The sequence below is a fragment of the Lacticaseibacillus sp. YLM2-1 genome, from assembly GCF_056583465.1.
Genome location: NZ_CM152617.1, coordinates 1,432,171 through 1,457,665, shown reverse-complemented (window position 1 = coordinate 1,457,665; position 25,495 = coordinate 1,432,171). Strand labels below are relative to the sequence as shown.

Below are 25,495 nucleotides of genomic sequence, written 5' to 3'. Positions count from 1 at the left end.
GGACCACAAATTTTTGACAGCCATCTGAAAGAGGGGACACCCAGATTCGCAGATCAAGTGGCAAAGCCAATTATTTATATTCTAGTTTACATAATATATATTATGCGAAGTAGTGTTTGAAGAGACGGCATCGTGCCATTCTCGCAATATTTACGTTGGCGATTATTTGATTCGCAATTTCATACAGCACCCGATAGTCGCCTCATTTTTTGAACCGCTGCTTGCAGCCAAGTCTTTAAAAGCTTCTACAATCATTGGATATTTTTTGCTTGAGTTTTTTTCGTTAAGTCACTTGCGACGAACTTATCAAGTTGAATTCCCGAACTCGTCTCAGAATGCGTCTCTCAGCATGCCTCAAAATCATCCAAAATGACCCATGACAACTTGCTGTTGATTCGACCCGCGAATTGCTACACGAATTTCAAATTCACGCATCACGAGCTGCTAGTCAGCTTTATATTTAACAGATTTCGCAAAAAGATGGCTAGAGACTTTTTGCAAACAAAAAAGCCGCAACTGGCAAGCTGCGACTTTTCTTAGAACAATTGTGTGCAATTAAACAATTGTGTGCAATTAAAGATGAAAGTTAACCTTCAAACGTGCTCTGCATTGGCGGAACGACCTGCTTTTTGCGGGAAACAACCCCAGGCAATGCCAAACGCGCGTCCTTGTCGAACTGTTCGTTGAAAGCACTGGCGATTTTATCGCGGTCAGCACCGACTGCGAAACCAGTTGAATTGCTGTCCAAGATGTCAGTGGCAATCAGCAGGAAATCGTCGTAGCCTTTCGCCTGCGCCTCTTTGGTCATGGCATTGATCAATTCGTCCTGACGTGCGTAAATGTCGTTCAGATCAACGGTATTGACCTGTCCGATGCGAATAGACTTGCCGCCCATGGTGAAACTCTTAGCATCGCCTTCGATAATGTCCATATCTGACTTGGCGGCCAAATTAGTACCTGCCTTCAGCATGGCAAGACCATATGACTGCAAATCAATTCCGGCAATCTTCGCCATTTCTGGCAAAATCTTCTTATCCTTATCGGTTGCGGTCGGCGACTTCAACAACAGCGTGTCTGAAATCAAACCAGAAGCCATCAAGCCAGCCAATGTTGGTGAAATCTTGAAGCCATATTCCTGGAACATCTCAAAAATGACGGTATTGGTGCTGCCAACCGGTTCTGCTCGATAAAACAGCGGCGCTGCCGTGTGGAAGTTAGCGATGCGATGATGGTCGACAACAGAATCAATCGTCACGTCTTCGATATCACTGACACTTTGTTGAAATTCGTTGTGATCAACCAACATGACATGATCCGTCTCGCTGGCTGCCGTCTTGATAACCCGCGGTGCCTGAACCTTGAAGTGATCAAGGACGAACTTAGTCTCATCGTTCGGTTCGCCTAATGCTACCGCCTCAACATCCGTGTTGCCTGCCTGTTTCTGAAATTCTGCCCAGCTCATGGCACTCGTAATCGCGTCGGTGTCCGGGTTCTGATGCCCAAAAATCAAAGTCGTCATCTTATCTGATCGCTCCTCAACTGAATAGTTTACTTATCAAGTTTAACACGGTTTTCACTGACCCGCGACAAGTAATCTTTTTCCTTCAGATAATCGTCAAAGGTCTGGAAGAAGTTCGAGATCCGCGGAATGTCAGCTTTCTCTTTGCGATAAACAAAAGAAATCTCAAAGCGAATGGCCGGATCAAACGCAATAGCATAGGCCTTGATTTGATCAGCGCGTGCCCGAACAAAACTGGTTGGTAAGGCCGTGTTGACCCCTGACAAGTTAACGAATTGGGTTAACTGATACGGCGTGGTGAAATGTGCGACCACGTGCGGGAAATCAACCATTTGATTCTTGTACGCCTCACGCAGAAGCTGTCCAAGGAAATAGTCGTCAGGATAAGTTGCCCAAGGTTCAGCTAAAGTATCTTTGAAATGGATTCGCTTACGGTTAGCCAAGGCGTCATCGTGGTGCAAGAACAGCAATTGTTCATCAATAATTTTCTTGCTGGCGTATGGTTTCCAGTTCTTAATGGTTTCATCTGGCAGATTCATGATAGCCAAATCAATCTGGTTGTTTTCCAAGGATTCCCAAATTTCGTGACGGGTCATCATCCGTAGCGTCACTTCAACTTCAGGATTCAGTTGATAGTAATGAGCAATGAACGCAATAAAGGCGCTATCCTCGATTGAGCTTAATAACCCAATATTGATTTTTCCGACGGTTGCACTGGTTGTTTGTTGAATTTCGTCGGTTGTCTGGTTCAAGATCTCGTAGATCTCATGGGTTGACTTTAACATGGTCTGACCAGCGTCAGATAAATGCAGTTTCTTCCCGACAGAATAAAACAGCGGTGCCCCCACCGTCCGTTCCAATTTCTTGATCTGCTGTGTTAAGGCTGGCTGGGTAATGCCAAGCAATTGGGCGGCTTGGGTGTAGTTCATGGTTTCTGCCAATTGCAGAAAATAAGTTAGTGTCTTTGAGGAAAAAATGCGCTCTTGTTTCGTTTTCATAGGGCGGCTTCCCTTTCGTTTATAATTTAATAATATCGTTCAACCATCATCATAAGTGGCAATGAAAAAAAACGCAACGAATTTGCCGCGTTTTTAATCGTTACGTTAAGTTCTAGCTAAAAATTCAGTTGCTCGCAACTGGTTTCGGACGCCAGCTTTGCCATCCGGTATAATCCTTAACGTGCAGCAGATTCTCTGCATTCTTAACGCGATCGGCAGAAGGCGGTTCGATGCCTTCAAGCGGGTACGTAATGCCAAGCTCGTGATACTTTTTAACGCCTAACGTGTGATACGGCAGAATCTCAACTTTTTGGACCACGTTTTTGTCCAATGTCGCAATATAGTCCCCTAACCGTTTGAGATAAGGGTCAAAGTCAGTGCGTTCCGGGACCAGAACGTGGCGAATCCACATGTCATCACCATGCGCCGACATATACTGCACCATATCCAAAATATTCTCATTAGGAAAACCGGTGAGCTTTTTATGCTCGGCCGAATCAATGTGTTTAATATCAACTAATGAGATGTCAGTAACAGCCATCAGCTTTTCAAACTGGCCAAACCACGGTTGGTCACGCGTGAAGGGGCCACCTGACGTATCGAGGCAAGTCGAAATTCCCAGTGCCTTAGCCTTGGTGAAGAGTTCGAGAATGAAATCGATTTGTACCAAACTCTCACCGCCACTGCAGGTAATACCCCCTTGGTCACCCCAGAATGCTTTATAGCGCTGGGCATCCGCCAAAATTTGATCGGCCGTCATTTCTTCACCAACCCCAATGTTCCAGGTGTCAGGGTTGTGACAATACTGGCAACGCATGCGACACCCTTGCATAAAGACAACGAAGCGAATACCAGGGCCATCGACCGAACCAAAACTTTCGACCGAGTGAACATACCCTTTGATCGGGCCATCATGATCCTGACCAACTTGTTCTAAGATATTTAATGGGCTTTGTGACTGATCGATGAGTTTCATCTTATTGCCTCCACTACAACATCATGTACAACATCATGTGTCGTTTTCAATTGATTTTCATTTCATTCTGCCAAAAAACGGCAACAGCATCGTTGCCGTCTTTTGGCAAAACAGGAATGGCTTCCTGTCTTGAGTTAAGCTGCTTACATTTCTTCGAAGAAGGTCCGAGCAATGACATCGTCTTGTTGTTCCTTGGTCAAATCTGCGAAGTAGACGCAGTAGCCAGAAACCCGAACGGTCAATGTTGGGTATTCTTCTGGGTGCTTCTGAGCATCAATCAGGGTCTCCTTATTGAAGACGTTGATGTTCAAATGCATGCCGCTGTTTTCCATATAGCCGTCAACCATGTGTACCAAGGTATCCTTACGAGTTTCATCATCGTGGCCCAGTGTGTTCGGAGTAACCCCAAACGTATTACTAATGCCGTCAGTTGCGTAATGATACGGAATCTTGGCGGTGGACATCAGGGATGCCAGTGCGCCGTTCTTTTCTGCGCCATATGCCGGGTTGGCACCTGGTGAGAATGGTTCGCCTTTTTGACGACCGTTTGGTGTTGTCCCTGTATTCTTACCATAAACCACGTTGGAGGTAATGGTCAGGACACTGGTGCTCAACTTCGCGCCGCGATACAGATGATGCGTGTTCATCTTGTTATAGAAGGTCTTAACCAACCACTTAGCGATGTCATCAGCGCGATCATCGTTGTTACCATAACGTGGATAGTCATCATTGTCAGCAACGAAGTCAACTGCAACACCGTTTTCATCGCGAATTGCCTTGACATGACCATACTTGATTGCACTGATGGAATCAACTGCGTGTGACAGGCCGGAAATCCCGGTTGCGAAGGTCCGGTTCAGTTGGGTATCCTTCAATGCCAGCTGTGCAGCTTCATAATAATACTTGTCATGCATATAGTGAATCACATTCAAAGCATTGACATACGTGTCGGCCAGCCAGTCCATCATCTTGTCGAACTTATTCATGAATTCTTTGTAATCAATGTAATCGCTGGTGATCGGTGCATATTCAGGCCCTACTTGCGCTTCCTGAATTTCATCTTTCCCACCGTTGATCGCATACAGAACTGTCTTAGCTAAGTTAGCACGGGCACCAAAGTATTGAACGCCATCAGCAATTGGTTGTGCCGAGACACAGCAAGCAATACCGTAGTAATCGGTACCCCATTCGTTGCGCATCAGGTCATCATTTTCATATTGAATGGTTGAACTTTGGATGGATACTTCGGTTGCATAGCGTTTGAAGCCTTCTGGCAAGCGTTCGCTCCAAAGCAAGGTGATGTTTGGTTCTGGTGCTGCGCCCATGTTGTCCAAAGTCTTCAGGAAACGGAAAGCCGTCTTGGTAACGTGGTGACGGCCATCATTGCCCATTCCTGCCAATGACAAGGTTGCCCAGATTGGATCGCCTGAGAACAGTGAGTTATATTCTTCAGTCCGGATGAAACGAACCATCCGCAATTTCATAACCAAATGATCAATCAGTTCCTGTGCCTGTTCTTCGTTCAATTTGCCTAAGCGCATATCGCGTTGGATATAAGCATCAATAACCGTATCGATCCGGCCAACGGACATTGCGGCACCGTTTTGCGTCTTAACAGCAGCCAGATAGCCAAAGTAGATCCACTGAACAGCTTCTTGCGCATTAGCTGCCGGACGCGAGATGTCATAGCCATATTCCTTGGCCATCTTCTTCATGTCGTTTAAGGCACGATATTGTTCATTGATTTCTTCACGCAGTTTGATTACATCGTCAGTCATTTCGCCGTCGCCGGTCAAGTTATAATCCTTGAACTTCTCAGCCATTAAACGATCGATCCCGTAAACAGCGATCCGTGGGAAATCAGAAACAATCCGGCCACGGCCGTATGCGTCTGGCAAGCCAGTCACGATCTTGTAATGGCGAGCCTTTCGCATATCAGGGGTATAAGCATCAAAGACACCTTGGTTATGGGTCTTACGATATTCATTGAAAATCTTGTGTTCTTGAGGATCTGTCTTGAAGCCATAAGATTCCAATGCATCTTCAGCCATTCGAATACCGCCAAATGGCATGAATGCTCGTTTGAATGGCTTGTCGGTCTGAACACCAACAATCTTTTCAAGATCTTTGTTCAAATAACCAGGGCCGTGTGAGGTGATCGTAGATGGAATATTGTTGTCAGCATCCAAAACACCGCCATTTGCACGTTCTTGCTTCTTTAAATTTAGAACCTGATTGTTCAGGACTGTTGTCGCTTCAGTGGGGCCAGCAAGGAAACTTTCGTCCCCGTCATATTGGTTCAGGTTATGCTCGATAAAATCGCGCACATTAATTTCTTCTTGCCAGTCGCCGCCGTTAAAGCCTTCCCAATAATTAGGAACTTTGGTTTCGTCAAGCTGTTTCATAGTTGTTTGCCTCCTAAAGTGGATTACAGATGTGACAGTTCTTACAAACACAGTATAACACGCCACCAAATCTATGCAAGCGTTTTATTGCCCATATAATAGGCGTTATATTGTTTTTTAAGTGTGCTTCGTCGCTTCTTTTCGCCCATGATTTCGGCATTTTGTTAAATTGTACACAACTGGTCTGTCCTATAATAATCAAAAGCGCCGCCATCTGTATTAGTACAGACAGCGGCGTCAATGATCACCATTTATTCGACTTGATCTGCTGGTTCTTCTTTGGTTTGAACAAAAACTGGCTTGCCAAGGACATCAGTGTCAATGACAAACGAACCATTCGAATAGCGGTCACCCGCTGGATGTTGTGCCGGATTAAGGGTCGTTACCTTACCCGTATCGGTCAAAACATTCAGGCGGGTAGCGTCATCGACTGACATCATCGCGACAATCCGATGCGGATCACGCTTAAGCTCACGCAAGACCAGTAAACCACGACGGGCACGACTCATTTCCCCGACCTCGCTTAAGGCCATCTTTTTGAAGGCGCCACGTTGGGTCAAAATACCGACCTTAGCCGTAGTTGGATCCTTCACTAGAATGAAATTGACAACCTCATCGTCTGGCTTTAGATCCATACTTTTAACGCCGGTTGCCCGGGCACCGACAGTTGACACATCACTTAACGGGAATGTCAGTCCGTAAGCGTGGCGGCTGACCACAAAGACATCCTGTTGCTGATCAGTCGTGAAGTATGCATTGGTGACAATCGCGGCTGGGTCTTTCAGCTTCATCGCCATCATCGGCTTACTCTTGTACGTCCGTTGCGGCTGCAAATCACTTAAGGCAGTTTGTTTGATGTACCCGTCACTTGACCCTAACACAAAACTGCCAGCGCCATCGAGTTGATCAAAAGCAAACACTGCCAAGACTTTTTCGTCAGTGCCAAGGCCAACTGTTTGGCTTAAGTGTTCGCCGGTGTCTTTCCAACGCGCATCACTAATTTCATGCACTGGTCGATAAATGACATTTCCGGCATTTGTCACGATGTAAAGATGCTGCAACGTACTCAGTTCGCCAGTGAAAATGGCAAGATCATTGGCCTTCAAACCATTGTCGGCCGGATCAACCGCCTGATAACTGCGCAGTGAACTGCGTTTAACGTAGCCATCACGAGAAACCTGCACCATGACGGTTTCATCAGCCACCGTCACCGTTGTCGCCACTTCAAGCGTTTCAATTTTGGCTTGAATGCTGCTGCGACGATCATCCCCGTACTCCTTGGCAATCCGCTTCAACTCGCCTTCAATCACCCGATCGCGGGCAGCGGGGCGGGCCAAAATATCTTGATACTCGGCGATTGCTTTCGCCAATTGTGCTGCTTCTTTCTGTAAAGCCGTGATATCGGTATTGGTCAATCGATACAGCTGCAAGGAAACAATCGCTTCCGCCTGAGCTTCCGAAAAATCAAACTTCTTGACTAAGTTACGCTTAGCATCTCCTTTATCCTTGGAAGCACGAATCGCGGCGATGACCTGATCCAAAATCGATAGCATTTTGATCAAGCCTTCGACAATGTGCTGTCGAGCAGCGGCCTTGTTGAGGTCAAAACGCGTTCGCCGAGTGACCACATCGCGTCGATGTTCGACGTATGCTTCCAACATGGCCTTGAGTCCTAGTAACTTCGGCTGCATGTCGGCAATAGCGACCATGTTAAAGTTGTATGCAATTTGCAGATCGGTATTTTTAAATAGATAGTTTAAGATGCCATGTGCATCGGCTTCTTTTTTTAATTCGATGACAACGCTAAGCCCAAAACGGTCGCTTTCGTCACGGACTTCGGCGATACCGTCCACTTTTTTGTTGATGCGTAATTCATCGATTTTTTTAATCATCTGCGCTTTATTGACATCATACGGGATCTCGGTGACCACGATCTTCTCACGACCGCCACGAATGGTTTCGATGTGTGTCCGAGAACGAACCACGATTTTACCGCGGCCGGTTTCGTAAGCTTGCTTGATACCATCAAGCCCTTGAATAATCCCACCTGTTGGAAAATCGGGACCCTTGACGTATTGCATTAAAGTATCTAAATCAGCAGTGGGATGCTTCAGCAAATATAAGACCGCATTGATCACTTCGCGCAAGTTATGCGGCGGAATTTCGGTCGCGTAACCTGCAGAGATGCCCGTTGCACCATTCACCAGCAAATTCGGAAATCCTGCGGGCAACACAGTTGGCTCCTGTGCCGTGTCATCAAAGTTCAACACCATATCGACGGTTTCTTTATCGATATCGGCCAGCATTTCTTTGCTGATTTTGCTTAAACGCGCTTCCGTATATCGCATTGCAGCTGGCGGATCACCATCCATGGAACCGTTATTCCCGTGCATCTGAATCAGTGGGGCCCGTAACTTCCAATCCTGGCTTAGCCGAACCATCGCTTCATAAATGGAGCTGTCGCCGTGGGGATGATAATTACCCATGACATTCCCGACACTTTTAGCCGACTTGCGGAAGCCCTTATCATACGTATTGCCATCTTGGTTCATCGCAAATAAAATGCGACGCTGAACCGGTTTGAGGCCGTCACGCACATCAGGCAGCGCCCGTTCTTGAATAATGTATTTCGAGTACCGGCCAAACCGGTCGCCCATGACCTCTTCTAAGGTCAGTTCTTGAATCTGATTGGCCAATGGCTTTTACTTTCCTTTCTTGTCCAGTTGTTTGACGATTTGCTTGGCACCAAACTGTAATTTTTCGTGATTAGCAGTCGGGGTTTCCAAAATACTGCCGTCGTCATCCATATCAAACTTGACGTTATGCTCAATCCATTCCCGACGCGGCTCAACGCGATCACCCATCAAAGTGGTCACGCGTCGTTCCGCCAGCTGAGCATCGTCAATCCGAACCCGGATCAAAGTCCGCGTCTCAGGATTCATAGTCGTTTCCCAAAGCTGATCGGCATTCATTTCCCCAAGTCCTTTAAATCGGGTCAATGTGTAACCCTTGCCCATGGCTTTGGTCTCTTTGGCCAACTCTTCATCGGTCCAAGCATAACTGATCTTGGTTTTAGCACCAGCGCCTTTTTGCAGCCGGTACAATGGTGGCAAAGCAATGTAAATTCGGCCTGCGTCAATCAGCGGCCGCATGTAGCGATAAAAGAAGGTTAGTAGCAAAATCTGAATATGCGCGCCATCAGTATCCGCATCAGTCATAATAATGATTTTGTCGTAGTTGGCCTGCTGCAGATCAAAATCCGCACCGACACCAGCGCCGATGGTGTAAATCATCGTATTGATTTCTTCGTTTTTAACGATGTCCTGTAACTTGGCCTTCTGGGTATTCAGTACTTTCCCTCGCAATGGCAAGATCGCCTGAAACTTTCGGTCTCGGCCTTGTTTAGCTGAACCACCGGCAGAATCCCCTTCGACGAGATACAATTCGTTACGCTTAGGGTTCTTGGTTTGCGCCGGGGTCAATTTACCGGAAAGCAAACCTTGGTCCTTCTTGCGCTTGCGTCCCGTCCGGCTATCATCGCGTGCTTTTCGAGCCGCTTCCCGCGCATCACGGGCTTTGACGGCTTTACGAACCAACTCTTGCGACTCTTCACCGTTTTCCATCAAAAAAGTTGACAGCTTGTCATAGACAATCCCATCGACCACAGTGCGGGCTTGCGGCGTACCAAGCTTACCCTTTGTCTGGCCCTCAAATTGCAAAATTTCTTCTGGAATGCGGACACTTAAAATACCTGCAAAACCTTCACGCACATCACTGCCTTCAAGGTTCTTGTCGCGTTCCTTCAGCAAGCCGACTTTTCGGGCAAACTCATTGAATGCACGGGTCATGCCGCTGCGCAAGCCAATTTCATGCGTCCCGCCATCACCAGTTCGAACGTTATTAACAAACGAAATCAGGTTTTCAGAATAGCCATCGTTATATTGGCCGGCAAAATCAACCACGATACCGTCCTTTTTGCCTTCAAAATTGATCACCTGTGACAATGCGTCTTTGCCTTCATTAAGGTATTTAACAAAACTGACCAAGCCATCAGGATAGTGATAACTGTCATGCTTGCCGGTGCGTTCATCCGTCAGATTAATCGTAATATTTTTCAGTAGAAAGGCTGATTCGCGCAAGCGTTCGGCCAAGGTATCATAACTGAAGACGGTGGTTTGAAAAATAGTCGGGTCCGGCTTGAACGTGATGGTCGTGCCATTAGGTTCATTAACTTTGCCCAACTTCTGCAAACTGCCATCAGGATGACCGCCATTGATAAAATGCTCCTCAAATGCGTGCTTATCCCGCACAACTCGCACAGTCAATGACTCCGATAAGGCATTGACGACGCTTGAGCCAACCCCATGCAAACCACCAGAAGTTTTGTAACTATTTTGGTTAAACTTTCCGCCGGCATGTAGCACGGTTAAAATGACTTCAATCGTCGGTTTGCCACTCGGGTGCATCCCCGTTGGCATCCCGCGACCATGATCCTGTACGGTCACAGAGTTATCGGCGTGAATCGTCACATTGATCTCATCCCCAAACCCCGCGAGCGCTTCATCGACAGAGTTGTCCACGATTTCATAGACCAAGTGATGCAAACCGCGGCCATCGGTGGAACCAATATACATCCCCGGACGCTTCCGCACAGCTTCCAAGCCATGCAGCACCTGAATGGATGAATCATTATATGCTTGCGTTGCTTTATCCATAGTAAACTCCCTTTTTTGAACAACTAAGTTATAGAATACACCACGCGTTGAGATTTCAGAAATAAAAAATAAGAGCGCGAGTCAGCCCGGTTAGAAACCGGAGCATAAGCGGCCTTGGGTGCGATGGTCGGGTTTTGACCATTGTGCCCAAGGTCCTTATGTGCAGGTTTCTGGGCTGGCGAGCGCGTTTCAGTAGAGCGCGAGCAGGAGCGGTTAGCAACCGGAATGTAAGCGGCCTTGGACGTGATGGTCGGGCTTTGACCATTGCGGCCAAGGTCCTTACACGCAGGTTGCTGCGACTGTGAGCCTGCTTAAGCATCAACACCATCAACAGCAGACCTCACCGTATTGCTCTCAGGACTCCTGTTTTCTCCTCAAAATCGACCCAGTTGGCTAATACCATCATTGTTCATTTAAATTTTATTAGCCGTGTCAATGTCTCAAAGCTCAGCAGAAAACCGCACTTCCCTAAGCATGGCACATAACTATGACTTCTTGACGTGAAATTCATCCCCCGCTGGCACCATATCTACGCTGTGCCCCGCCATGATCCTTGCACAAGACGGCACCAAATCGCGCCACAACCCGCTTCACAGGTTTTATTCGAATGTACGTTCGTTTTATTCTACTGACGTATCACTCAAAAGTCAAAAATGCTAAAATAGTTTCTAGTTTGAGAGGAGGGGCACATTTGATACTTGTGCTTTGTTTTATACTCGCGTATTTCATAGGCGCCATCCCGTTTGGTGTGGTCATTGGTAAACTCTTTTATCACACGGATATCCGCAAAGGCGGGAGTCACAATATTGGCACCACAAATGCTTATCGCATGTTAGGGCCAGTCGGCGGCTCAATTGTCTTAGTGCTGGATATCTTAAAAGGCACGTTGGCTGCCAGCTTACCCATTCTCTTTGGCATCGAGCATCATTGGCTGGTGCTGATCGTGGGTTTAGCGGCCGTATTCGGTCATACATTTTCGATCTACATTCGCTTTAAAGGCGGTAAGGCGGTGGCAACTAGCGCTGGCATTTTACTTGCATATAATCCGCCATTTTTTGTCATTGCATTTGCCATCTGGTTCAGTTTGATCTTGCTAACGTCCATGGTCAGCGTTGCCAGCACACTGGGTATGGTGTTGATCACAGCTTGGTCGCTGGTTTACCATGATTGGTTGCTGACAACTGTTGCCTGCGGGCTGCTGGTTGTCTTTTTGATCAAACATCGGGCAAACTTCAAACGCATCAAGGCCGGAGATGAAAATATGGTGCCCTTTGGCTTAGGCCAATATCTTCGTCAACACCGGGGGCGCTCTTAGTCACCTTTTGATGGCAACCAAAAAGACATCCGAAACTGGATGTCTTTTTTTTCATGTACCTAATCGACAAACTGATGACACCTTAGAAAATGCTGATCATGTAACCCTTCTCAAATGCCGTGCCAGGTTCAAGTCGATTGATCCCAAGTTTGCGCGTCAGGTCGCCAGTGCTGCCAATCGTGTCGGCGATGCCCCACCAAGGTTCGATGCAGACAAAGTCGCCAGTGGTTGGATACGGACTCCAAACGCCCAGATATGGGGTATCGGTCATGGTAACGCTGACACCATGTTTCGTCTTGTCAGAAACCAAGTTGAAGGTTGTCTTACCAAGCAACGCGAAAATTAAAGCATCATGATCAAATGTTTCGTGCGTTAAGGCCAAATTGGCATCAGTTGCAGCCAAGGTCCGGTGCGTGTAATCAATGCCTTCACCAGCAACCAACGGAATCTGAACAAGCGACTTACGCGGTTTGAAGTTCAAATAATAATCGGAGAATTGAGTATCCGGCGTCATTGGGACCTTGAAGCCCGGATGGCCGCCGATGCTAAAGAACAGTGGCTCACTTTTGTCCGGATTGTCAACGTGATACGTGACATGTAGATTATTATTTTCTAGTGCAAACGTGATGATTAAACGAAAAGCGAACGGGTACATCGCCCGCGTTTTGTCATCATCCTTCAGAACGAAGCTCGCTTTAAACGGTGTCGCAGAGAGCACCGTGAAATCACGATCACGGGCAAAACCGTGCTGGCCCATGTGGTAAGTCTTGCCTGCGTAATGATATTGATTGTCAGCCAGCGCCCCAACAATCGGGAACAAGACCGGGGCGTGGCGACCCCACACCGCAGGATCTGCTTGCCACAGACGCTCCCTGCCTGTCAGGTTATCTTTGATACTGGTCAGTTCAGCACCATGCCGACTGATTTTAACTGTCAAAAAGTCATTTGCAATCGTTACCATACATCCTCATCCTTTACCTACAACATTATTGTTAACTACAAAATATACCGCGTCATGTTTGAATCAGCCGCAATATGGCCAATCTTGTCATCCACATATTGCTGGGTGACGGTCACAGCGCCCATCGCCATATCTGGACCTTCATAAAGTACGTCTTCAAGCAGTTTTTCAAGAATGGTCGCCAGTCGCCGCGCTCCAATATTATCAGTGTCGTGATTGACCTGAGTCGCAATCTCTGCAATTCGATCAACCGCTTCCTTCGTGAAGGTAATCTTCACGCCATCTGCACCAATCAAGGCGATATACTGCTTGATCAAAGCATTGTCTGGCTCGGTCAAGATCCGCACAAAGTCTTTTTCGGTTAAGTCCTTCAATTCAACCCGAATTGGAAAACGCCCTTGAAGTTCAGCAATCAAATCACTAGGCTTAGCCTCGGCAAACGCACCTGAGCCAATGAACAAGATGTGATCCGTATTGATAGGACCATACTTAGTGTTAATCTGCGATCCTTCTACAATCGGTAAAATATCTCGCTGCACACCTTCACGCGAAACTTCACCGCTATTATGCTTGTTTCCCGCAGCAATTTTATCGATTTCGTCGATGAAAATGATCCCGTTATTCTCGGCACTTTGAATGGCGTCGTGATAAATGTCGGCATGATTGACCAGTTTGTCAGATTCCTCTTTGATGAAGATTTCGCGAGCTTCTTTGACGGTCATGGTCCGCTCAACCTTTTTCTTAGGCATTAAAGCGCCAATGGTGTCGCTTAGATCAATGCCCATCTGACCGTACATGTCACCCATGCCACCGCCTTTTTTCTCATCATTGACAGCAACGGTGATTTCATGATCTTCAAGTAATCCTTTTTCCAGTTGCTTTGCCACGCTCAAACGCTTATTGCGAATATCATCGGTCACTTCGCCGCCTGCGTCTGCATCATCGCCAGCTGGCATTTTGCCATTTTGCATCCCTTGCAACATGCTCATCATCTCGGCCATCGGATTGGTATTCTTTTCCTTACGAATGGCCGGCACTAAAATTTTAACCAAACGCTTGTTGGCTTCTTTTTCGGCACGTATGCGAACCTTTGAAAATTGCTTCTCTTCTTCCATGGCAACGGCAGTTTCGGCAAGATCGCGAACCATGGATTCGACGTCACGGCCAACGTAGCCAACTTCCGTAAACTTAGTCGCTTCCACCTTCACAAATGGCGCCTCAACTATTTTTGCCAGTCGTCGTGCAATTTCGGTTTTCCCGACACCAGTTGGTCCGATCATCAGTAAGTTTTTCGGGGTAATCTCTTCTTGCATTTTTGGCGATAATTGCATTCGCCGATAACGGTTATACAAGGCAACCGCGACGGCCCGTTTTGCATCATCTTGTCCAATGACATATTGATCGAGTTTTTCAACGATCTGTTTTGGGGTTTGTACTTCTGCCATCATAAGCCTCCTGTAGGTCAATGTAATTGCCAACGGTTACAAACTAAAAGCTTTCGACAATAACATTGTGGTTTGTGAAAATATCGATATTCCCTGCGATATTCACTGCTTCTTTGGCAATGTCAGCTGGTGTCATATCTGGGGCATGCCGCAGCATCGCGATTGCCGCGGCTTGCGCAAAGTTGCCGCCGGAGCCGATCGCTACCACGTCTTCATCTGGATCTATCACTTCGCCAGACCCGGATACGAGTAACAGGTCATGCTCATCCATCACGATCATCATGGCCTCAAGTTTCTGCAAGGTCGGATCCTTGCGCCAATCTTGAGCCAGCGCAACTGCGGAACGTCGCAAGTTGCCCGCATAATGCTCCAGCTTCTTTTCAAACCAGTCTTGCAGGGTGAAAGCATCTGCCACCCCGCCGGCAAACCCGATGACGACTTGATCATGATAGATCCGGCGAACTTTCTGCGCGTTGCCTTTCATGATGACCTTTTCGCCAAGGGTTACCTGACCGTCACCGGCCAAAGCGGTCACACCATCTTTTCTTACTGCTGCAATTGTTGTCATAGTCATGCTCCTTTTTAAGTGAGCGCGAGCAGAAGCGCTTAGAAACCGGAGCATAAGTGGGCTGCAAGCCTAAATGGCTGAATTTTGGCTATTTAGGCTTGCAGGTCATTATGTGTAGGTTTCTGCGACTGCGAGCGCGTTATCTGCGTATCTCGTCGGATAAAAACAGCTAAAGTAGCGATTAATCTGTTATCGCCAATGTTCTTAGCTTAAAAAACTCAGACTGCTTTTGCATCATGCTTTAGTCTTAATTATGCTTCGGATAATATTTCATATACTCATTTTTTAAATGTGCCATGGTGACATGCGTGTAGATTTGTGTAGTTGATAAACTTGCATGACCCAGTAGCTCTTGAACAGTTCGCAGGTCAGCACCATGATCCAGCATATGGGTTGCAAAACTATGCCGCAGCATGTGGGGATGAATGTTAGCTGTCAGCGTCGTCTGCTTGATGAGCTGATCCAAAATATATTCAATGCCACGCGAGGTAATCGGACGCCCATACTGGTTCACGAATACATATCGATGCTGTGCCTGACTTTTAGCCATCAAGACTTGTCGGCCATCTTTTAAATAAGTTCGTAGTGCTTGCTGAGCGTACTGTCCAAAGGGCACATACCTATCTTTGTTGCCTTTACCATGAATCAACAGTAATGCCGTATTGAAATCGACCTGATTCAATGTCAGTTTGGCACACTCGGAAACTCGAATACCGGTGCCATACAAAACTTCCAACAAAGCGCGATTACGTTGATCCAGCGGGGTTTTGCCAGCAACTGTCTTGAACAGTTCCTGAATCTCGGCTTCATAGAAAAATTGTGGTAAATGATGATGCTGCTTTTTTAATTCAACCAGCTCAAATGGGTTGCGTTTGACGACATCAATTCGTGTCAAATAACGGTAAAAGCTTCGCAAACTACTGATTTTTCGGGCAATCGATGTCCGTGCCAAATCCTGTTTGTTAAGATCAGTCAAATAAGTTTGAACGTCTAAATCATCCACATGCCGAAAGTCAGTAAACCCGCCGTTGGCCTTGAGAAACGCCTGAAATTCTTGAAGATCACTCAAATAAGCCGTCACTGTTTCCGGTGAATACTGCCGTTCAACTTCAAGATACTCTTGAAACGCTGCAATTGGCTTCATTGAATCCCTCCGATAATACATTAACATAAAATGCAGCCATTGTTGACGCTTTCAGTGCATCAACACCATCAAGCCGCCGAAATACCAATGAAAAAATCCCGGTAACCCGAGATTTTTTGCGTCCTTAAACTTGTTCAACCCGATTCATACCTGCTTGGAAAGTAGCTAAATCTTTTAATGCACGATCAGCTAACTGCTGATTGCGTTCTTTTTTATTGCGTATTTTGACTGTTAACGCTGGCATGATGCCAAAGTTCGCATTCATCGGCTGGAAGTGATGGGCGGATGTGTGAGTAATGTAATGCGCCATTGACCCCATCGCTGTAGTTTCGGGAAAAATCAGCGGGGTTTCTCCAAGCGCCATACGGGCCGCATTGATACCCGCAATCAGACCGCTGGCGGCGCTTTCAACATAACCTTCCACCCCAGTCATCTGGCCTGCAAAGAACAGATCAGGCCGGCGTTTTGATGCATATGTTGGTTCTAAAACCACTGGGGATTTCATGAAAGTGTTGCGATGCATGACGCCATACCGGACGATTTGCACGTTTTCAAGTCCAGGGATTAGTCGGAAAACCCGTTTTTGCTCGCCCCATTTAAGATGAGTTTGGAACCCGACCATGTTATATAAACTCGCTGCAGCGTTATCTTGACGCAACTGGACAACCGCGTAAGGTTCCTTACCTGTCCGTGGATCTTCAAGGCCAACTGGCTTTAGCGGGCCAAACAACATAGTTTTAATACCGCGTTTGGCCATGACTTCAATCGGCATGCAGCCTTCAAAAACCGTCATCTTTTCAAAATCATGGCCTTCAGCAACTTCGGCAGAAACGAGCGCTTGATAGAACGCCAAGAATTCATCCTTCGTCATCGGACAATTCAAATAGGCGGCTTCGCCACGATCATAGCGCGACTTTTTATAAACAATGTCCTCGTTGATCGTATTCGCATCAAGAATCGGTGCGGCTGCGTCAAAGAATGACAAACCGGCCTCGCCGTTCAGATCAACAATTGCCTGTGCTAGCCCGGGCGCTGTTAGCGGACCGGTAGCCACCACTGTGATCCCATCAGGAAATGCTGACAATTCCTCATTCACCACATGAATATGCCAATTGCTCGTCAACTTTTGGGTCACTAGCTCGCTAAATGGTTCGCGATCCACCGCCAAGGCACCGCCAGCAGGGACTGCGGTGGCGTCAGCACTTTGAATAATGATTGGATGTAACTGACGCATTTCTTCCTTTAATAGACCCACCGCATTGGTGATCTGGTTGGCGCGCAGTGAATTCGTGCAGACAAGCTCAGCAAAATTGCTCGTGTGATGAGCAGGCGTCATTTTAACGGGACGCATCTCGTATAAGTTGACATCTACACCGGCCTGAGCGATTTGCCAGGCTGCTTCTGATCCGGCTAGTCCGGCACCAATGACATTAACTGTTGGCATGAGTGATTCCTCCTTGTGGTGGCGTGGCGCAATTAGTTCGTTCAGAGAAAATGTGAGTTTTGCGGCACGTGTATTTTGGTGGCTTGCTGATGTGGTAGCGACTCAGCTTGCTATTGTGGGCAGACTGAATCTTTGAGCAAGCTTTCTAAAGGCGCGAACAGGCGCAGAAGCCTCCGTGTAAGGACATTGAAGTCTAAATGGCCAAAGTTCAGCCATTTAGACTTCAAGGCTGGTGATGCTCCAGTTCCGAAACGCGCAAACAGGCGCAGAAACCTGCACATAAGGACCTCAAGTTTAAATGGCCAAAGCCCAGCCATTTAGGCTTGAGGCCACTTATGCTCCGGTTTCTAAGCGCGCCTGTTTGCGCTCTGCCCAAGTTTACCCGAAAAAAACAGTGAGTACAAAGATAACATACTCACTGCTTTCTCAAATTATGCTTTTTGCAAGGCTTCTTTATAATCGTTATTTGGGCAGACGACTTGGGTGCCAGCTTTGCTCTTTTTCTCAACTAAGAAATGTCCGCAGACCGGGCAATCGCGGCCGACTGGTTTGTCCCATGAGACAAAGTCGCAGTCTGGATAACGCGAGCAACCATAGAAGACGCGGTTACGCTTGCTCTTACGTTCAACAACTTGACCGATATGACATTTCGGGCAGACAACCCCGATCTCTTTGACAATGGCCTTGGTGTTGCGGCAATCCGGGAATCGGGAACAGGCGTAAAACTTACCATAGCGACCCATTTTGATGACCATTGGCGCACCGCAGATGTCACAGTTGAAGCCGGCTGGTTCGTCTTTGATTTGAATCTTCGCGATCCCAGTTTCGGCGTGAGCCACTTCTTTTTCAAATGGCTTATAGAACTGATCAATCACCTTAACCCAATCAGCCTCGCCGGTTTCAATCCCATCAAGTTCAGATTCGACGTTCGCCGTAAACTTGATATTCACGATGTCCGGGAAGAATTCAACGATCAAGCTGTTGACGATCTCACCTAATTCAGTCGGTTCAAACCGGCGAGCATTCAGTTTCACGTAGTAACGTTTCTGAATGGTTTCGATAGTTGGCGCATAAGTTGACGGACGACCAACGCCATTTTCTTCAAGCGCTTTGACAAGGTTTGCTTCCGAGTAACGGGCTGGTGGCTGTGTAAAGTGTTGAGCCGGATCGGTCTTCAACATTTTGACATAATCACCAACTGCAAGCGGTGGCAAAATATTGTCCTTTTGATCGCTGTCACGTGATGAGACATACAACTTGGTAAACCCTTCAAACTTAGTCTGACTACCGTTGGCGCGGAAAGTCACACCGTTTTGGTCTAACGTCACGGCCACAGTGTCAATAATCGCCGGGGTCATTTCACTGGCAACAAACCGACTCCAGATCAGCCGATAAAGTTTCATCTGATCCTTGTCCAAAACTGCCGTCAAACTATCCGGTGTCCGTAATGTGCTGGTTGGCCGAATGGCTTCGTGGGCATCTTGTGCCCCTTCCTGCAGTTTACCTTGGCGAATTTTGACGGCAGCATAAGCTTCGCCGTATTTCTCATGCAGGTAATGGCTGGTTTCAGTTTTGGCAACATTTGACACGCGAGTCGAGTCGGTACGCATGTACGTGATCAGCCCAACGGTGCCTAACTTACCACCTAAGTTAATTCCTTCATACAGTTGCTGGGCCAACATCATGGTCTTTCGGGTGCGGAATCCCAACTTACGGTTAGCTTCCTGCTGCAAGGTACTGGTTGTGAACGGCGGGGATGGGAAGCGCTTGCGTTCCTTTTTAACAACATTCGTCACAGCAAACGGCTTAGTTTTGTCCACTTGGCCCAAAATCTTTTGAACGGCTTCGTTGTTCTTTAAAGCCTGCTTTTTATTCTTCAGGCCATAGAAACTAGCACTGAACTTTTTACTACGGCCCTTTTGGAACTCAGCATCTAATGACCAGTATTCTTCTGGCGTGAAGTTTTTGATTTCATTTTCGCGATCAATAATCAGCTTTAGCGCAACACTTTGAACGCGGCCAGCACTCAGGCCTTTTTTAACTTTCTTCCATAATAAAGGACTGATGGAATAGCCTACCAGTCGATCCAAAATCCGCCGTGCCTGCTGGGCATCTACAAGATCCATATCAATGCCACGAGGGGTTTTGAACGCATTTTTAACGGCATCTTTCGTAATTTCGTTAAAAACGACGCGATTTTTGGCTTTTGGATCCAAACCTAAAATGTGACTGACATGCCATGCAATGGCTTCTCCTTCACGATCCGGATCGGCTGCGAGATAAATCTTGCTAGCTTTTTTAGCATCTTTTTTAAGGGATTTAATCACATCGCCTTTGCCGCGAATCGAAATGTACTTTGGCTCGTAGTCGTTATCGACATCGACCCCCATCTGACTCTTAGGTAGATCGCGAATGTGCCCCAAACTTGCAACAACTTTATAGGTTCGACCAAGATACTTTTCAATAGTCTTGGCTTTGGCTGGCGATTCAACAATGACTAACTTCTTGTCGGCCATGAACGCGCTCCTTCCGGTGGCATTGCCTAGTAGGCAAGCCCTGATTAATTTGTGCGATGCTGACGATTCGTCGTCAGTAATTGATGCGTCCTAAGGCGGCAATGGATCATCTACCACCGGCGCGACCATCAAAGCAATCGCAACTGGTGCCAGTCTAATGGTCAATGCCACCTGCTGACTCAAAACAGTTGCTATCATAAGCTAGTCATTTTGCTCTTGTCAAATCAAAAGAAATTTTTTCTACTATAAAGTAAGCAAAAATGTGCACCTCAAGGGTAAAAATTCAAGTTTTCTACCAACGTCTCTGGACCAGTCACCAACGCCGCTCCTGCCTGAATCAGCGCATTTGTACCTGCTCCCAAAGGCGCATCAATTCGATTAGGCAACGCAAAAACTTCGCGATTATGTTGCAAAGCATAGTTAGCCGTGATGAGACTGCCGCTTTTCATCTCCGCCTCAGTTACCATCACACCATGGGCAATACCGGCAATAATCCGATTGCGAGCGACAAATTGAAACCGCTGCGGGCCGGTTGCTGGTGGATACTCACTTAAAACAAGCCCAACATGCGCAATCTGCACCTGCAAATCGCGGTTCTTGGCAGGATACACCTGATCAAGGCCGTTGGCAATCACTGCAATCGTTGGCAGTCGGGCACTGAGGGCTGCCTCATGCGCCATCGCATCAGCGCCTGCTGCTAGGCCACTTGCAATCACCATTGACGGTAGTTGCGGCAATAACTGCGCCAGCGCCGTCGCTGAATAGCCGGTTGCACGCCGCGAACCAACAATCCCTAACGTTAATTGATTCAACAGACCTAACTGCCCACGATAAAAAAGCACCAACGGCGGCTGCGGAATTTCCCGCAATCGTGGTGGATAAGCAGCATCAACATACGTCATAAACGGCACGTGTTTGGCAGCAATTAATTGTTGACTATACTGGTCAGTCAAACGTTTCTTGAGCTCTTCCTGAAACGGTGCGAGATCATCTTTTCCTCGGATAGCTTGTTCTAAAGCAACTGCCATCCGCGGATTCTGGCGTGTGGCAATGTGCCATGCTAGTAAAAAATTGCGCAGTGTCATTGTTGGTCGTCCTCCCGCAAATAAACTACGCAAACACGACATCGACACACTCAATGAAGCACTAAGAGCGCAGTCGATCACGTACAGGCCCAAAACTGCGGCGATGAATTGGGGTAACGCCGTGCGCCGCCAATCCGGCAAGATGTGCCTTTGTCCCGTACCCCATGTTGTCCTTAAAATCATAACCAGGATAAATTTTATCGTACATCATCATAAGCCGATCACGAATCACTTTAGCAACAATACTGGCCGCAGCGATACTGATGCTGTTGGCATCGCCCTTAATTAAGCGTTTTTGCGGTAAGTCGACTGGCACGTGCATTGCGTCCACCAACAAACATTCCGGAGCGACTCGCAAATGGTCAACGGCTTGAGCCATCGCCAATTCAGTCGCATGGTAAATATTTTCACGGTCAATCGTCCGATTATCAGCCACGCCAATGCCAACTGCAATCGCTTCAGTTAAAATATGCGGGTAAAGCACATTGCGTTCATGTGCGGTCAGCTGTTTCGAGTCATTCACCGGCCACTGAAAATGGTGCGGCAAAATCACCGCAGCCGTCACGACAGGGCCAGCAAGTGGTCCCCGCCCTACTTCGTCTAACCCAGCGACATACTCATAGGTTCCCCATAACTGACGCTCATACCTGCTACGATAACGTAAAGCCACCTCTTCGGCTGCTTGATGGGCCTGTCGCCGTTGATACGCTGCCAGTAATTTGCCAGCACCGATGCGACTGTCTTCTTTAAGTGCCGCCAAAATAGCCGGTGCAACTTCGTCAGCAGCCAGCAACGCTTTATACTCACTCAGCGTCGGCATCTGTCTCACCAGGCTTCTCGAGGGTAAAGCGTCCCAACTTTCCTTGTCGTGCATCAAAAATCAAGCGCTCAGCCATCCGATCGTAAGCCTCAGCGAAACCTTGTGATCTCGTCAACTTAACCAGCAGATCATGGGGCGCTTCATTTAAATCATCATCGGTGACATGGTATGCCTTTTTCAAAGCAGCTGGATAATGCGCCATAAAGTAAGTCAGCCCATACAAGCCAACCATGTCTTCTTGGAAAACTGCATCGGCAATTGCACCTGTAAAGGCTAACCGCATCCCAATTGTTTGTGAGGCAAACTTCGGCCAAAGAATCCCAGGGGTATCAAGCAATTGAAAGTTATCACTGGCCTTCAACCACTGTTGATTCTTCGTCACGCCTGGTTTGTTGCCGGTCACCGCGATGTTACGCCGAACCAGACGATTTAACACCGTCGACTTGCCGACATTGGGGATGCCAATACACATCGCCTTAATCATCGGATTACGAATGCCGCGCGCCTTTTTCCGGGCAATCTTTTCCGCCATCAACTTCGTCGCCAATTGCGGAATTTGCTGCAACCGCTTGGCATGCTGGGCATCAATCGCAATCGCCGCAAACCCTTGATCCTGATAATATTGAACCCACGCCGCCGTCAATGCCGGATCAGCCAAATCCTGCTTATTCAGCACCATAATGCGCGGCTTATCAGCCACCAGCTCATCCAACATCGGATTGCGCGACGATTCCGGTGTCCGCGCATCGACAACTTCAAGCACGAGGTCGACTTGTTTAATCTTTTCTTGAACTTGTTTCCGGGCTTTGGCCATGTGACCGGGAAACCATTGAATTTGTGCCATTTTTGTAACTCCTTTAGTACTAAGACAATTAAAATCTCAGTATGAACTATTTCCTAACGACTAGCATACTGTATTTATGTGAAAAGTAACAACTGCCTGTTTTTAAACTATGATAGCCGAAAAATGTGTCGGGCCGCTCAGTCATGTACTTTTTAGTCGCTAACCATCTCGTAAAGCCTCTTTTGAGTTCCTTCATCCCCAGGCAGTTGCACGCCGATAAAATCACCATTCCACAAAAACTTAAGAAAAGTCTCAACGAAATAGAGCTCTCCGGCGTTAGGAACGCTGAGCAGCAATCGTTCTTCACCTAACTCTTCGACCTTTAGCTGATCCCACGTTTGCTTAAAAACGGGATCATCCTTCACCGCAGAATAAACTTCAAATAAGGCCTTTGAATCCGGAGATCGACTATATAATTGGCGAAACTTTGGGTAAGTGCACTGGCATAATTTTCCCAGTCAACCATGACAACACGAAAATGCGGATCATTGAACGTGCGAAAAAAACGCGTACACACCTCCTAAAAGGCATATACGCGCATATCATAACCTATTTGATTTTCACTTGGCTACCGCATCCACAGCCGCCTTCATCATCGGATCATCCTTGGTCAACTGTGCACTCAACTTTTGCGCGAGCGTTGCCAACGTATCCTGATCCGCCGTTCCTGTTGCGTCAAGCTTATTTGCTTGCTGGAACGTTTTGACAGCGGCTTGGGTGGCATCGTCGTATTGACTATTGACAGTGACGGAGCCGACTTTAAGTGCCGTGAGCATTTGTTGCAAGGACTTCACATCGCTGTCTTTATCGCCTGGTTTGAGCTGAGTGGCGTTGATCAAGGTGATCTTCGCCGCGGCTGGGTAGTCGACCTTGATATCAGGTGTCAGGCCTTTGTGATTGATCCAAGTGCCGTTTGGCGTTAACCATTTAGCGATGGTCAGCTTGAGTTCTTTGTTGCTGCCCATTTCACCGACATTTTGGACGGTGCCTTTGCCGAAACTCTTTTCACCAACAAGCGGAATGTTGCTGTTTTGGTGAAGTGCTGCAGCGGTGATTTCACTGGCTGAGGCCGAATTACCATCAATTAAGACCGCCGTTTTTTCAGTGACTTTAAAGCCGTCATCGAGTTTCTTGCCAGCCTTATAGACTTCCTTGGCACCGTTGCGGTCTTCGACTTGCAGAACGGTTTGGCCGTTTTTAGAGAACATGGAGCTGATGGACAAAGCCGCACTCATCATGCCGCCCGGATTTTGCCGTAAGTCGAGGACAAAGGATTTGGCCCCTTCTTTGCGTAATTTCTTAACAGTGGCCTTGAATTGTTTGACGGTTGGTTCGCTAAAAGTCGAAATAGTAATGACGCCGACCTGTTTGTTGGCCGAAGCAAGTTGACCAGTGACAGTGTCAACCGTGATTTTCTGCCGCTTCATCGAGAAGGTCGCTTGTTTGCTGCCGCGCTTAACAGTGACGGACACTGTGGTACCGATTTTACCGCGAATTTTGGCAACTGCCTTGCTAACGGTTTGTTTGGAGACATCTTTACCGTTGACCTTGAGCAGCACATCGCCGACTTGCATGCCTGCTTTTTTGGCGGGCGTATCAGGTAAAATGCTGGCGATGGAAAGACTGTCATGATTTTGCTGGATGGTGGCACCGATACCGCCAAATGAAGCCGAAATCGTGTCATCAAGATTGGTTTTATCGTTATTCTGCAAGTAAACGGAATATGGATCATCTAACGTTGCCAGCATACCTTTAATCGCGCCATCGGTTAATTTGGTCGTATTGACGCTTTTATAGTAGTTATTGGTAACCGTCTCATAAGCAGCAATAACGGGTGCTAGTTCCTTGGGGACACTTGTTTTCAAAACACTTTGTTGCGCTTGCTGATAAGAAAGCGCGTAACCGCCTGCGACACCACCGCCAAGTGCGACGATGACAATTATCAAAACGGCCCACCACGGTAATCTACGTTTATTGATACGAATCGCCTCCTGTGCTTTCACTCGCCTCATAGGCGCGATACGTTTCGTCAAAAACGGCCATGCTTGGCAAATAATTGCCGTTTAGTTCCAGATAATCGCTTAGTCGATGGTAATCCTTTTCTTGCTTAGGAAAGCTTTGATCCAAAAAGGCATTTTTCGCAAATTCAGCAATTTCACTATGGTCATTGGGGTTACGCAGGGTCATGAGATATTCGTAAAAAGTCCGATGCATTATTGATCCTTCCATGTTTTGTCGATAAAAGCCTGCCGTTGTGCATGTTCTAATGCATAACGGCGGGGATTCTTAGCATAAAACTGTTGGTGCTCAGGCTCAGCCGGATAAAACGGCTTGGCAGCTTCGATTTGCGTCACAATCGGACCACTGAAGCGCCCACTAGCAGCTAAGGCCGTTTTTGAAGCCTCTGCAGCTTCGCGTTGGGCATCATCCTTCACGAAAATCACCGGTCGATAATTATCGCCGCGATCCTGAAACTGACCCATAGCATCTGTCGGATCGGTTTGCTGCCAATAGATGTCCAACAACTGCGGATAGCTAATGGTGTCGGCATCGAAGGTGAATTCTACGGCTTCAGTATGTCCAGTGGTGTGAGACGAAACCTGTTCATAGGTGGGGTTGGCGACATGGCCGCCAGTGTAGCCGGACACTACATTCAAAATGCCCGGCTGCTCTTCAAAGGGTTCAACCATACACCAAAAACATCCCCCAGCAAAAATAGCTGTTTCTTTTTTCATAAAAT

At 47.3% G+C, this 25,495-nt stretch carries 19 protein-coding genes and 1 pseudogene; 1 reads left to right on the top strand and 19 read right to left on the bottom strand.

All coding sequences use genetic code 11. The annotated features are described in order from the left end of the window. Positions 1–586: 586 nt before the first annotated feature. The 6 genes from AC07KQ_RS07070 to parE form a co-directional block, all read right to left on the bottom strand. A complete protein-coding gene (locus tag AC07KQ_RS07070) occupies positions 587–1,519 on the bottom strand; it encodes a manganese-dependent inorganic pyrophosphatase (protein WP_003575051.1) in 933 nt (310 codons plus the stop codon). Between the two features lie 29 nt (positions 1,520–1,548). Then, entirely contained in the window at positions 1,549–2,517 is a 969-nt protein-coding gene (locus AC07KQ_RS07065; RefSeq protein WP_003565438.1) for a LysR family transcriptional regulator, read from the bottom strand. 124 nt (positions 2,518–2,641) lie between these two features. Further along, the gene (gene pflA / locus AC07KQ_RS07060) at positions 2,642–3,493 is read right to left on the bottom strand and encodes a pyruvate formate-lyase-activating protein (protein ID WP_003570339.1); all 852 of its coding nucleotides are present in this window, start codon (positions 3,491–3,493) and stop codon (positions 2,642–2,644) included. Between the two features lie 143 nt (positions 3,494–3,636). Continuing rightward, on the bottom strand, positions 3,637–5,898 hold the full coding sequence (gene pflB, locus AC07KQ_RS07055; RefSeq protein WP_003565434.1) for a formate C-acetyltransferase: 2,262 nt from the start codon (positions 5,896–5,898) through the stop codon (positions 3,637–3,639). 251 nt (positions 5,899–6,149) lie between these two features. Then, entirely contained in the window at positions 6,150–8,594 is a 2,445-nt protein-coding gene (gene parC / locus AC07KQ_RS07050) for a DNA topoisomerase IV subunit A (RefSeq protein ID WP_003565432.1), read from the bottom strand. A 6-nt stretch (positions 8,595–8,600) separates the two neighbouring features. Continuing rightward, positions 8,601–10,613, bottom strand: a complete 2,013-nt coding sequence (gene parE, locus AC07KQ_RS07045) for a DNA topoisomerase IV subunit B (protein WP_003565430.1) — start codon at positions 10,611–10,613, stop codon at positions 8,601–8,603. Positions 10,614–11,304: 691 nt separating this feature from the next. On the opposite strand from parE, the gene plsY reads away from it, so the two are divergent. Next, on the top strand, positions 11,305–11,928 hold the full coding sequence (plsY, locus tag AC07KQ_RS07040; protein WP_003565428.1) for a glycerol-3-phosphate 1-O-acyltransferase PlsY: 624 nt from the start codon (positions 11,305–11,307) through the stop codon (positions 11,926–11,928). An 82-nt stretch (positions 11,929–12,010) separates the two neighbouring features. Here the strand turns inward: plsY and AC07KQ_RS07035 are convergent, their stop codons facing one another. The 13 genes and pseudogenes from AC07KQ_RS07035 to msrA all read right to left on the bottom strand — a co-directional run bounded on the left by AC07KQ_RS07035 (position 12,011) and on the right by msrA (position 25,490). Further along, positions 12,011–12,889 (bottom strand): aldose 1-epimerase family protein, encoded by an 879-nt coding sequence (locus AC07KQ_RS07035; RefSeq protein ID WP_003565426.1) that lies wholly within the window; start codon positions 12,887–12,889, stop codon positions 12,011–12,013. A gap of 35 nt (positions 12,890–12,924) precedes the next feature. Then, on the bottom strand, positions 12,925–14,334 hold the full coding sequence (gene hslU / locus AC07KQ_RS07030; protein ID WP_274990935.1) for an ATP-dependent protease ATPase subunit HslU: 1,410 nt from the start codon (positions 14,332–14,334) through the stop codon (positions 12,925–12,927). A gap of 43 nt (positions 14,335–14,377) precedes the next feature. Next, the gene (hslV, locus tag AC07KQ_RS07025; RefSeq protein ID WP_003565422.1) at positions 14,378–14,902 is read right to left on the bottom strand and encodes an ATP-dependent protease subunit HslV; all 525 of its coding nucleotides are present in this window, start codon (positions 14,900–14,902) and stop codon (positions 14,378–14,380) included. Positions 14,903–15,149: 247 nt separating this feature from the next. Continuing rightward, positions 15,150–16,046, bottom strand: coding sequence for a tyrosine recombinase XerC (gene xerC / locus AC07KQ_RS07020; RefSeq protein ID WP_003570336.1), 897 nt, complete (start codon positions 16,044–16,046; stop codon positions 15,150–15,152). 124 nt (positions 16,047–16,170) lie between these two features. Then, entirely contained in the window at positions 16,171–17,490 is a 1,320-nt protein-coding gene (trmFO, locus tag AC07KQ_RS07015; RefSeq protein ID WP_480156637.1) for a methylenetetrahydrofolate--tRNA-(uracil(54)-C(5))-methyltransferase (FADH(2)-oxidizing) TrmFO, read from the bottom strand. A 431-nt stretch (positions 17,491–17,921) separates the two neighbouring features. Beyond that, the gene (gene topA / locus AC07KQ_RS07010; protein WP_013245718.1) at positions 17,922–20,006 is read right to left on the bottom strand and encodes a type I DNA topoisomerase; all 2,085 of its coding nucleotides are present in this window, start codon (positions 20,004–20,006) and stop codon (positions 17,922–17,924) included. 269 nt (positions 20,007–20,275) lie between these two features. Continuing rightward, positions 20,276–21,091, bottom strand: a complete 816-nt coding sequence (dprA, locus tag AC07KQ_RS07005) for a DNA-processing protein DprA (RefSeq protein ID WP_003590695.1) — start codon at positions 21,089–21,091, stop codon at positions 20,276–20,278. Positions 21,092–21,152: 61 nt separating this feature from the next. Beyond that, the gene (locus AC07KQ_RS07000) at positions 21,153–21,911 is read right to left on the bottom strand and encodes a ribonuclease HII (RefSeq protein WP_003575040.1); all 759 of its coding nucleotides are present in this window, start codon (positions 21,909–21,911) and stop codon (positions 21,153–21,155) included. Beyond that, positions 21,895–22,755 carry a ribosome biogenesis GTPase YlqF gene (gene ylqF, locus AC07KQ_RS06995; RefSeq protein ID WP_013245717.1) on the bottom strand — a complete coding sequence of 287 codons (861 nt, stop codon included), beginning with the start codon at positions 22,753–22,755 and terminating at the stop codon, positions 21,895–21,897. Before ylqF ends, AC07KQ_RS07000 begins: the two co-directional genes overlap by 17 nt. A gap of 152 nt (positions 22,756–22,907) precedes the next feature. Then, positions 22,908–23,257, bottom strand: a pseudogene (locus AC07KQ_RS06990) (MmyB family transcriptional regulator); the annotation flags it as partial. 58 nt (positions 23,258–23,315) lie between these two features. After that, positions 23,316–24,758 carry a S41 family peptidase gene (locus tag AC07KQ_RS06985; protein WP_043925838.1) on the bottom strand — a complete coding sequence of 481 codons (1,443 nt, stop codon included), beginning with the start codon at positions 24,756–24,758 and terminating at the stop codon, positions 23,316–23,318. Next, positions 24,727–24,969 (bottom strand): YozE family protein, encoded by a 243-nt coding sequence (locus tag AC07KQ_RS06980; RefSeq protein WP_003565389.1) that lies wholly within the window; start codon positions 24,967–24,969, stop codon positions 24,727–24,729. The genes AC07KQ_RS06985 and AC07KQ_RS06980 overlap by 32 nt, the downstream gene beginning before the upstream one ends. Further along, complete coding sequence (gene msrA / locus AC07KQ_RS06975; protein WP_274990936.1) at positions 24,969–25,490, bottom strand: peptide-methionine (S)-S-oxide reductase MsrA; 522 nt, start codon at positions 25,488–25,490, stop codon at positions 24,969–24,971. The genes AC07KQ_RS06980 and msrA overlap by 1 nt, the downstream gene beginning before the upstream one ends. Between the last annotated feature and the right edge of the window lie 5 nt (positions 25,491–25,495).